Origin of the sequence: Nonomuraea sp. NPDC050786 (assembly GCF_040654115.1) — a bacterium.
GTDB lineage: Bacteria > Actinomycetota > Actinomycetes > Streptosporangiales > Streptosporangiaceae > Nonomuraea.
The window spans coordinates 246,558-255,747 of record NZ_JBFAHJ010000012.1 but is presented as its reverse complement, the minus strand read 5'-3'; the positions used below and the strand labels follow the sequence as shown (position 1 = coordinate 255,747).

At 68.9% G+C, this 9,190-nt stretch carries 8 protein-coding genes; 1 reads left to right on the top strand and 7 read right to left on the bottom strand.

Annotated features, from left to right (window positions below; all coding sequences use genetic code 11):
* Window positions 1-150: 150 nt before the first annotated feature.
* Together AB0H84_RS23610 and AB0H84_RS23605 are read right to left on the bottom strand one after the other, a co-directional pair.
* Window positions 151-1,335 carry a hypothetical protein gene (locus AB0H84_RS23610; RefSeq protein ID WP_357607822.1) on the bottom strand — a complete coding sequence of 395 codons (1,185 nt, stop codon included), beginning with the start codon at window positions 1,333-1,335 and terminating at the stop codon, window positions 151-153.
* Window positions 1,332-2,588: a glucarate dehydratase family protein gene (locus AB0H84_RS23605; RefSeq protein WP_357607819.1), complete on the bottom strand. Its 1,257-nt coding sequence runs from the start codon at window positions 2,586-2,588 to the stop codon at window positions 1,332-1,334. Before AB0H84_RS23605 ends, AB0H84_RS23610 begins: the two co-directional genes overlap by 4 nt.
* 104 nt (window positions 2,589-2,692) lie before the next feature.
* On the opposite strand from AB0H84_RS23605, the gene AB0H84_RS23600 reads away from it, so the two are divergent.
* Window positions 2,693-4,162: an aldehyde dehydrogenase (NADP(+)) gene (locus tag AB0H84_RS23600; RefSeq protein WP_357607816.1), complete on the top strand. Its 1,470-nt coding sequence runs from the start codon at window positions 2,693-2,695 to the stop codon at window positions 4,160-4,162.
* A 72-nt stretch (window positions 4,163-4,234) separates the two neighbouring features.
* Here the strand turns inward: AB0H84_RS23600 and AB0H84_RS23595 are convergent, their stop codons facing one another.
* The 5 genes from AB0H84_RS23595 to AB0H84_RS23575 form a co-directional block, all read right to left on the bottom strand.
* Window positions 4,235-5,143, bottom strand: coding sequence for a 5-dehydro-4-deoxyglucarate dehydratase (locus tag AB0H84_RS23595; protein ID WP_357607813.1), 909 nt, complete (start codon window positions 5,141-5,143; stop codon window positions 4,235-4,237).
* A gap of 12 nt (window positions 5,144-5,155) precedes the next feature.
* A complete protein-coding gene (locus AB0H84_RS23590; protein WP_357607810.1) occupies window positions 5,156-5,917 on the bottom strand; it encodes an IclR family transcriptional regulator in 762 nt (253 codons plus the stop codon).
* Window positions 5,918-5,984: 67 nt separating this feature from the next.
* Window positions 5,985-6,845, bottom strand: a complete 861-nt coding sequence (locus tag AB0H84_RS23585; RefSeq protein ID WP_357607807.1) for a carbohydrate ABC transporter permease — start codon at window positions 6,843-6,845, stop codon at window positions 5,985-5,987.
* Window positions 6,842-7,771, bottom strand: coding sequence for a sugar ABC transporter permease (locus AB0H84_RS23580; RefSeq protein ID WP_357607804.1), 930 nt, complete (start codon window positions 7,769-7,771; stop codon window positions 6,842-6,844). Before AB0H84_RS23580 ends, AB0H84_RS23585 begins: the two co-directional genes overlap by 4 nt.
* Window positions 7,768-9,075, bottom strand: coding sequence for a sugar ABC transporter substrate-binding protein (locus AB0H84_RS23575; RefSeq protein ID WP_357607801.1), 1,308 nt, complete (start codon window positions 9,073-9,075; stop codon window positions 7,768-7,770). Before AB0H84_RS23575 ends, AB0H84_RS23580 begins: the two co-directional genes overlap by 4 nt.
* Window positions 9,076-9,190 lie beyond the last annotated feature (115 nt).

Below are 9,190 nucleotides of genomic sequence, written 5' to 3'. Positions count from 1 at the left end.
CGCGTGGTGCAGGTGGAACTTCGCTTGGTCCGCCGGTGCCGGATCACGGGGTGTGAAGACGGAGGGCTTCCGAGAGGGCGGTCAGGCGTTGGGGGGGAGGCCAGGCTCGCGTGGTGCAGGTGGAACTTCGCTTGGTCCGCCGGTGCCGGATCACGGGGTGTGAAGACGGAGGGCTTCCGAGAGGGCGGTCAGGCGTTGGGGGGAGGCGAGGCCCGCGTGGTACAGGTGGAACTCCGTTGCCCCTGCCTTGGCGTACGTGCTGAGTTGGTCGGCCAGCACCGTGGCGTCGGCTGGACGGGGAGGCAGGGTCAGGACGTAGGCGCCTATCCGCTGGCCTGGGGTGGACAGGTCCTTGAGGTGGGCGAGGCGGGCCGCGTCCGTGGCGGGGTCGCCCCAGCAGTTGGCGACCAGTACGTCCGCTCCGGGCTCGCCTGACGGGAGCGCGGCGAAGGCGCCTGCCGCCCAGGGGTCCGGGTTGCCGTGCAGGGTGATGGAGACGTTGGGAGCGGTTCTTCGGGCAGCGGCGATCAGGCGATGGCGTAGGGAGGTGGACAGTTCTATGCGGATGGCGCGGACCTCGTCGGTCAGCCGGCCGAGGGCTTCGTCGATGGTGCGTGGTCGGGAGTCCGTGACCGGAGCGCCAGTCATCGTGGTGGTGCCGGTGTGAGGGGATGTGGTGGGCGCAGGGTGGTGGTCGATGGCTGCGCGGACCGTCTCCCTGGTGGTTTCGGGGTAGCGGTCGGCGCAGGCCGTACAGAAGCAGAGGGAGAGCAGATCGGCGTCGACGGGGGTCCAGTCCGCGCCGGAGGTCTTCTCGTGCACGCTCTGGTGGCCGAAGCCCATCGGGCCGCAGGCCTCCAGGATGAGGCCGTCCGGCTCGCCGACCGTGAGGATCTCCTGCACCAGGCGCTCGCAGTAGTCGAGGACGTCCTCGTGAGCCGGGCAGAGCGCGTACGGGTACGGGTCGCCGAAGGCGTTGCGTACGACGAGGTCAGGGTGGGCGGTGCCCAGGTGGGAGTTGTGGGTCAGGACGGTCCAGGCGTGCACCTGGAGGCCTGCCGCCTTGAGCGCGTCCCTGGCCTGGAGGTAGGCGTCCTCCGAGGTCCACGTGGGGGTCGCAGGAACGAGGCGTGACCAGGAGGACGGGCGGATCGGGAGGTAGAAGGCCGGATAGGGGACGTCCAGCACGCGGTGGGACGGGTGGTAGGGCGTGGCGGCCCTCGTGGAGTGGTAGCTCGCTGCCAGCGCTACCGCCTCCACGCCCAGGCCGGCCAGGCGGTCGGGGGCGGAGGGGTCGCCGACGATGTCCCAGGGATAGACATAGGCCACGTTCACCAGCGCGGTCTCCTCGCGGAAAAGGTGGGTGCGAAACGTTGCATGTAACTCGTGTCGTCGCGGGCGGTGATCCCGCACTTCTCGTACTGCTCGTGCATGACGGCCAGCGCGTCGCGGTCCAGTTCGACACCTAGGCCGGGGCCGTTGGGCACGGGGACGGCGCCGTCCACGAAACGGAGGGCGCCGGGCGCGACCACGTCCTGGCCGTCCTGCCAGGGCGTGTGGGTGTCGCAGGCGAACGTGAGGTTCGGGGTGGCGGCGGCCAGGTGGGTCATGGCGGCCAGGCTGATCCCGAGGTGGGAGTTGGAGTGCATGGACAGCGCCAGGCCGAACGTGTCGCAGAGGGCGGCGACCTGGGCGGAACGTACGAGTCCGCCCCAGTAGTGGTGGTCCAGGAGGAGCACGCCGATCGCGCGGGAAGCGATGGCGGGAGGGAGGTGTTCATGGGTGACGACGCACATGTTCGTGGCGAGAGGCATGGGTACGGCGGCGGCTACTTCCGCCATTCCGGGAATGCCGGAAGTGGGGTCCTCCAGGTACTGGAGGGTCCCTTCCAGCTCCCGACCCACGCGGATGGAGGTCTCGACCGACCAGGCGGCGTTCGGGTCCAGCCGGAGGGGCACTCCGGGGAAGGCCTCGTGGAGGGCGCGGATCGCGGCTATTTCCTGGTCCGGGGGGAAGACGCCGCCTTTGAGTTTGATGGACCGGAAGCCGTATTCCTTGATGAGGAGGGCCGCTTGTTCGACAACACCTGCTTCGTCCAGGGCCACGCCGAACCGGTCGGGCTCCTCGTCCGGGTGACCCGCCCACTTGTAGAAGAGGTACGCGCTGTACGGCACCGCGTCCCTGACGCGACCACCCAAGAGCTCCGCCACCGGCACTCCGGCCGCCTTGCCGCGAAGGTCCAGGCAAGCCACCTCAAAGGGGGAGAAGACCCGGTCGACGCTCTTCTCCTTGGTGGCGGCGCCCGTCAATCCGTGCAGGTCGGCCACCGTTTCGCCGACGATCGCGCTGATCCGGGCGTACATCGTGTTCGTGGCGTGGACGTCCAGGCCGATCAGGGCTTCCGCGCACTCGCGTACCTTGCCCAGGTGTTCGAGGTCCCCATAGGTCTCACCCAACCCGGTCAGACCTTCGTCCGTGACGACCTCGACAATGGTGCGGAGGGCCCATGGCTCGTGGACTCCGGCGGCGTTCAGCAGCGGCGGATCTCGGAAGGCTACAGGAGTGACGTGGATCTGCCTGATGATCATTTAGCCTGCCGTCCAGATATGTGAACAATGGCCAGATTTGTGGACAAGTTGCCGCAACTGTAAGAATCAAGCTGAAGAAGTGTCAAGCTCGGAAGGGCCTTTCGATGATCTACGGACACGACCCCAGGACCGGCGAGACCGTTGGCGCCGCACTGTCCGAAACCGACAGCGCCGGGGTCGACACGATCGTTTCCGCCGCGGCGGCCGCCGGCCCGGCCTGGCGGGCGACCCCGGCGGCTGAGCGGGCGCTCGCACTCGAGGCCGTCGCCGACGCCCTCGCCGCGCACGTGGACGAGCTGTGGCAGCTCGCCGACCAGGAGACCGCGCTCGGTGAGGTACGGCTGCGCGGTGAGGTCGGGCGTACGGCGGGGCAGTTCCGGCTCTTCGCCCAGGTCCTCAGGGACGGCGGTTATGTCGAGGCCATCATCGATCACGCCGATGCCTCCCTCACGCCGCCCCGGCCGGACGTGCGGCGGATGAAGCGCCCGCTGCCGGGTGTGGTCGCCGTCTTCGCGGCCAGCAACTTCCCGTTCGCGTTCTCGGTGGCCGGAGGCGACACGGCGTCCGCGCTGGCCGCCGGGTGTCCGGTGGTGGTCAAGGCGCATCCCGGTCATCCGAACACCTCCGAGCGGGTGGCGAAGATCGTCCGCGAGGCGCTGCCCAACCCCGACCTGCTGGGTCTGGTGCAGGGCATGCAGGCCGGGGCCGACCTGGTGCAGCACCCCGCGGTGGTCGCGGCCGGGTTCACCGGGTCGGTGGCGGGGGGCAAGGCCATCCAGCGGCTGATCGACGAGCGCGAGGTGCCGATCCCGTTCTTCGGCGAGCTGGGCAGCGTCAACCCCGTCGTCGTGCTGCCGTCCGCGCCGGCCAAGGAGGTGGCCGCGGGGTTCGCCGGGTCGCTGACGCTGGGCGTCGGGCAGTTCTGCACGAACCCGGGGCTCATGTTCGTGCCCGAGGGCGACGAGCTGCGGGAAGCCCTCGTCGAGGCGGTCGAGGGCACCAGCGGCGGCCCCATGCTGGCCGAGCGGATCAGGGACGGGTACCTCGGGGGCGTCGAGCGGCTGGGCGAGCTGCGGCTGCTGGCCGAGGGCAAGCCGGGCGAGGGCAGCTGGGCGGTCACGCCCAAGGTGTTCACCGCCGATGTCGACACGTTCGAGGAGAAGCTGCCGCGGATCGCCGAGGAGTGCTTCGGTCCGGCGTCGATCGTGGTGACGTATCGGGAAATTTCCGACTTGCGGCCGGTGCTTGAGCGCCTGGAAGGGTCGCTGACCGCGACCGTCCACGGCACCGACCCGGATGAGGCCGGAGAGGTCGCCGAGGTGCTGGGGCGCAAGGCCGGCCGGCTCATCTGGAACGGGTGGCCGACCGGGGTGGCTGTGTGCTGGGCGATGCATCACGGTGGTCCTTGGCCCGCCGCGACCACGACCTCCACGTCTGTCGGGGCCACGGCGATCGAGCGGTGGCTGGCGCCCACGGCGTACCAGGACTGGCCGGAGGCGCTGCTGCCGGACGAGCTGAAGGACGGCAACCCGCTGTCCATCCCGCGGAGGGTCGACGGCCGTCTGGAGGCGTGAGCGCGGTTCGCCCCGGGTGCCGTCGGGTTCCCGGGGCGGAACGCCGAAGGTGCCGGCTGCCGAAGATGACGGTCAGGCGCCGGCGATTTCCAGCCCGTTCGCAATGATCCGTTCCAGCGCCTCCAGGTGCTCGGGCGCCGGGTCCACCAGCGGCGCCCGTACGCCTCCCACCTCCAACCCTCGCATCCGCACCCCCGCCTTGACCAGCGAGACCGCGTAGCCGGGCACGAGGTCCCGCAGCTCCACCAGCGGCAGGTAGAACCCGGTCAGCAGCCGTTGCGCCAGCACCTCGTCCCCGCCCGTGACCGCCTTGTAGAAGGCCAGCGCGATCTCGGGCGCGAACGCGAACGCGGCGCTCGAGTACAGGCTCACGCCGAGCCCTCGGTAGGCGGGCACGGTCAGCTCGGCGGTGGGCAGGCCGTTGAAGAAGGTGAAGTCCTTCGGGGTCGAGCTGCGCACGGTCAGGATGATCCGCTGGAGCAGGTCGAAGTCCCCGAGCCCGTCCTTGAAGCCGACCACGTTGGGCACCGAGGCAGCCAGCTCGGCGACGGCGGAGGGGGAGAAGCGGGCGGTGCCGCGCTGGTAGATGACGACCGGCAGGTCGACGGTCGCGGCCACCTCGAGCACGTACCGCACCAGGCCGGCCGGAGGGCCGCTGACCAGGTAGGGAGGCATCAGGAGCAGCCCGTCGGCGCCCTGCGCGGCGGCGGCGCGAGCGGTGGCCCTGGCGGCGGGCAGCGGGCCGCCGGCGCCGGAGAAGACGGGGACGCGGCCCGCGGCGGAGGCGACGGAGACGGCCACCACGCGGGTGTACTCGTCGAGGTCGAGGGCGCTGAACTCGCCGGTGCCGCATGCGGTGAACACTCCTCCCGCCCCCGCCGCGACCCCGTCGGCGACGTGCCGGGCCAGAGCGGGTTCGGCGAGGTCGCCATCGGCGTCGAAGGGGGTCACCGGAAAGAAGAGAACGCCATCCAGCCGCATCGACAGTCCTTTCTAGCGGATGCCCTCCCTGCGGAGCGTGGCAGCCAGCTTGCGGGTGTGTTTGATCACTGCCTCGGTGACCCGCTCGACCTCGGCGGGCCCGAGCCTCGCGGGCATCGCGCAGCTGATCGCGTCCGTGGCCGGGATGCGGTAGTCGACCGCGACGGCCACGCAGGCCAGTCCGGGCGTGCCCTGCTCGCGTTCGTACGCCCAGCCCCGGGTGCGGACCTGGTCGAGCTCGCCGGTCAGCTTGTTCAGATCGGTGATCGAGTGCTCGGTCAGTCCCTCCAGCGGCTCGGGCAGCAGCGCCACCACCTCGTCGTCCGTGAGCTGGGCGAGCAGCACCTGCCCGAGCGCCGTGACGTGGGCGGGCAGGCGCCGGCCCACCCTGGGGATGACGTGGTCGGCCTCGCGCGACTCGCGAGTGGCCAGGTAGAGGACGTGCGCGCCGTCCCGGCGGGCGAAGTGGGCGGTCTGCCCGATCTCCGCCCGCAGGTCCTCCAGGGTCTCCTGGGCGAACGGCAGCGCGGGGTCCTTGTCGAGGTACGCGGTGCCGGTCAGCAGGGCGTGCGGCCCGATGCCGAACGCCGACCTCGCCGAGTCGGTCTCGACCCAGTTGAGCTCGACCAGCGTCCGCATGAGGGCGTGCAGGCTGCTCCGCGGGAAGCCGGTGCGCTGCTGGAGCTCCGACAGCGTCAGGTGGTTGTGCGACTCGGCCAGGGCCTCCAGGATGCGTACCGTCCGCTCCGCGGACTTGACCAGCTGAGGCTCCATACTCATCCCATCTCGACTGCGGCTACGGAGATCCAGAATATTGGCTCTCGTCCAGATACATGGACGTCTAGCCCTTGATGGCGCCGCTCGTCAGACCGCGCATGAACTGCCGCTGGAAGGCCAGGAACGCGATGATCGACGGCAGCAGTGCCAGCAGCGAGGCCGCCAGCAGGACGCCGATCCCCACCTCCTCGTCGGAGCGGAGCGAGCGCAGCGCGATGGGCAGCGTCCACATGCTCGACTCCGGCGCGACGATCAGGGGCAGCAGATACTGGTCCCAGATCATGGTGAAGCCGAAGACCCCGATCACGCCGAGCGCCGGACGGCACAGCGGCACGATGATGGTGGCGAAGATGCGCAGCTCGCCCGCGCCGTCGATGCGGGCCGCCTCCTCCAGCTCGACCGGCACCTCCTTCATGAACTCGGTCATGACGAGGATGGAGAAGCCCCAGGCGCCGACCGGCAGGATCATGCCCGCGTACGTGCCGATGAGGTTGATGTGCAGCAGCGGCATGTCGGACAGGACGAGCGAGAGGGGGATCGCGATGATCTCCTCCGGCAGCATCATCGTGGTGAGCATGAGCAGCAGCACGACGGTCATCCCGCGGAATTTCTTGCGTGCCAGCGAGTACGCGGCGAAGACGCTCACGAGCATCTGCAGCAGCAGGCCGAAGCCCACGACGATGAAGGAGTTCAGGAGATAGAGGTAGACGTTCTTCTCCTTGGCCTGGACGAAGTTCTCCAGGGTGAAGTCGTCCGGCCAGAGGGAGAAGGAGGTGGGGTCCAGGGTCTTGCTGAACGCGCTCATCAGCAGTCCGACCAGCGGCCCGGTGAAAACCACCACCATAAAGCCATAAATCAGGACCTTTCCGGCAACGGCCAGGGGGCCCTTGCGCGACTCCAGCCCCAGCGCGCTGTCGAACCTCATCTCGCCTGCCTCCTGCGCAGCATCTGCGCGATCAGGGTGAGCGCCAGCGTGGCCAGGAACAGCACGATCCCGCCCGCCGAGGCCACGCCCAGATCGTTCTTCTGGAACCCGAGCTTGTAGATCAGCGTCATCAGCACCTCGGAGGAGCCGTTCGGACCGCCGTTCGTCAGGACGTACACCTCGACGAAGACCCGCAGCCCGCGGATGGCCGCCAGCGTGAACAGGATCCAGAACACCGGCCGCAGGGCGGGCAGCGTGATGTGCCGCAGCCGGTGCCAGGTGGAGGCGCCGTCCACGGCCGCCGCCTCGTAGAGCGTGCGGTCGACGCCGACCAGTCCCGCCAGGAAGATCATCATGTCGTACGGCGTGCCGCGCCAGATGCTCATCAGCATGATCGACCAGAGCGAGGAGTGCTCGCTGGCCAGCCACGGCTGGGGATCGATGCCGGCCCAGCCGATGATCGTGTTGAGCATCCCGCTGTCGGCCGGGTGGAACATGATCCGCCACACCTCGGCCACCGCCGCCATCGTGGTGACCACCGGCAGGAAGGCGGCAGTCCGTACGAACCACAGATAACGGGCGGGGCCCTCGATGAGCAGCGCGAACCCGAGGCCCAGCACGAGCGAGCCGATCGTGGTGCCCATCGCCAGCACGATGCTGTGCCAGATGGCCGCGGCGAAGTCGGCGTCGCTGATGATCGTCTTGTAGTTCTCGAGACCGAGCCACTCGTCACCCAGGAACGTCTGGACCTTGAAGAAGCTCTTCCACAGGCCCACGAACATCGGGATGAACTTGAAGTACAGGAACAGCAGGAGAGCGGGCGCCAGGAACAGCCAGGCCATCAGCGGCCCCCGCCACCGCACCCGCTTGGTGCGGCGATGGGGGGTCGCCGTGCGGCCGGGAGCCGGCGTGAGTGTGGAGGTCATGACGCTTTCTGGCTCTGGAGTTCCTGCGTGAGCTTGGTGTTCAGCTGGTCCATCGCCGTCTTGACGTTCGCGGAGCAGTCGGCCCAGACCGCGTTGATCGAGTCGGCGGAGTCCTGGCGGATCGGCGCCCAGTTCGGGACGGGCGGGGCGTAGACGGCGTTGGCGTAGGCGTCCTGGAACACCTTCCACCGCGGGTCCTGCCGCTCGCCGGCCATGTCGACCTGGGTGTTGACGGGCAGGCGGACGATGGCGCCGTTGGCGTCCTTGTTCATGCCGATCTTCTGGCCCTCGGGGGAGATCGCGAACTCGGCGAACTTCTTCTGCGCGTCCTGCTGGTCGGAGCCGGCCATCAGGTAGACGTTCTCGCCCTCGCCGAGCGTGCCGGGGCCGCCGGTCGGGCCCTTGGGCAGGGGGAGCACCTCGATCTTGTCGGTGCCGATGCTCTTGACGAACCTCGCGAGCACGTACGGGCCGACCAGGTAGATGCCGCCCTGGCCCTTCTCGAAGACCTCGTGCGTGACGGTGGTGTCGTTGCTGACCGCGCCCGGGTTGACGGTCTTGGCCTTGCAGAACTGGTCCTGCAGGTACTGGACGGCCTCGACCGTCTTCGGGTCGTTGACCGTGGACTGGAAGTGGCCGCCGCCGGTGCTCTTGATGAAGTCGCCGCCGTTGCCGTAGATGTAGGAGGAGGCGTACCAGGAGGCGTAGCCGCGCTTGGTGCCCGCGGGGATGACGAAGCCCGCCGTGTCGGCCTTGCCGTTGCCGTCGGGGTCCTTCTGGGTGAACGCCTCAGCCAGCTTGGCCAGGTCGTCCCAGCTCTTGGGCGGCTCCATGCCGACCTTCTCGCGCCAGTCCTTCCGTACGATGAGCGCGAACGCCTGGGCGGAGAACGGCGCGCCGTAGAACTTGCCGTCCGCCCCCGTCGCGGCCTGCCACGCGCGGTCGGACAGCTTGTCGCCACCGGCGAGCGCGGCCTTGTCGACCTCGCGGAGCCAGCCCTGCGAGTGCATGTTGCCGAGCTGGGCGGTGTCGTTGATGACGATGTCGGGAAGCTTCTTCTGGGCGGCCTGCTGGTTCAGCTTGGTCTCGAAGTCGTCGAAGAGCGCGACGACTTTCGTCTTCACCCCGCTGGCCTTGGTGAATGCGTCGGCGAGTTTCACCGCCGTCTTGGCGGAGTCGGAATCGGGCGCCTGCCTGATCCAGATCTCCAGAGCGTTGTCTGAACCCGATCCCCCGGAACCGCAGCCTGTCAGCGTTACGGCCAGGGTCGCCGTGATCGCGACCCCCAGCAGACGACGTGACATCAGACCGCCTCCCGTTCACATACGTGGACTTGAGTCGTGGACTTGAACTGGTGCCTGTGAACGTAACTATCTGCATGGTTCACGGTCAATATTCAAGGATGTGAATTTCTGTCAG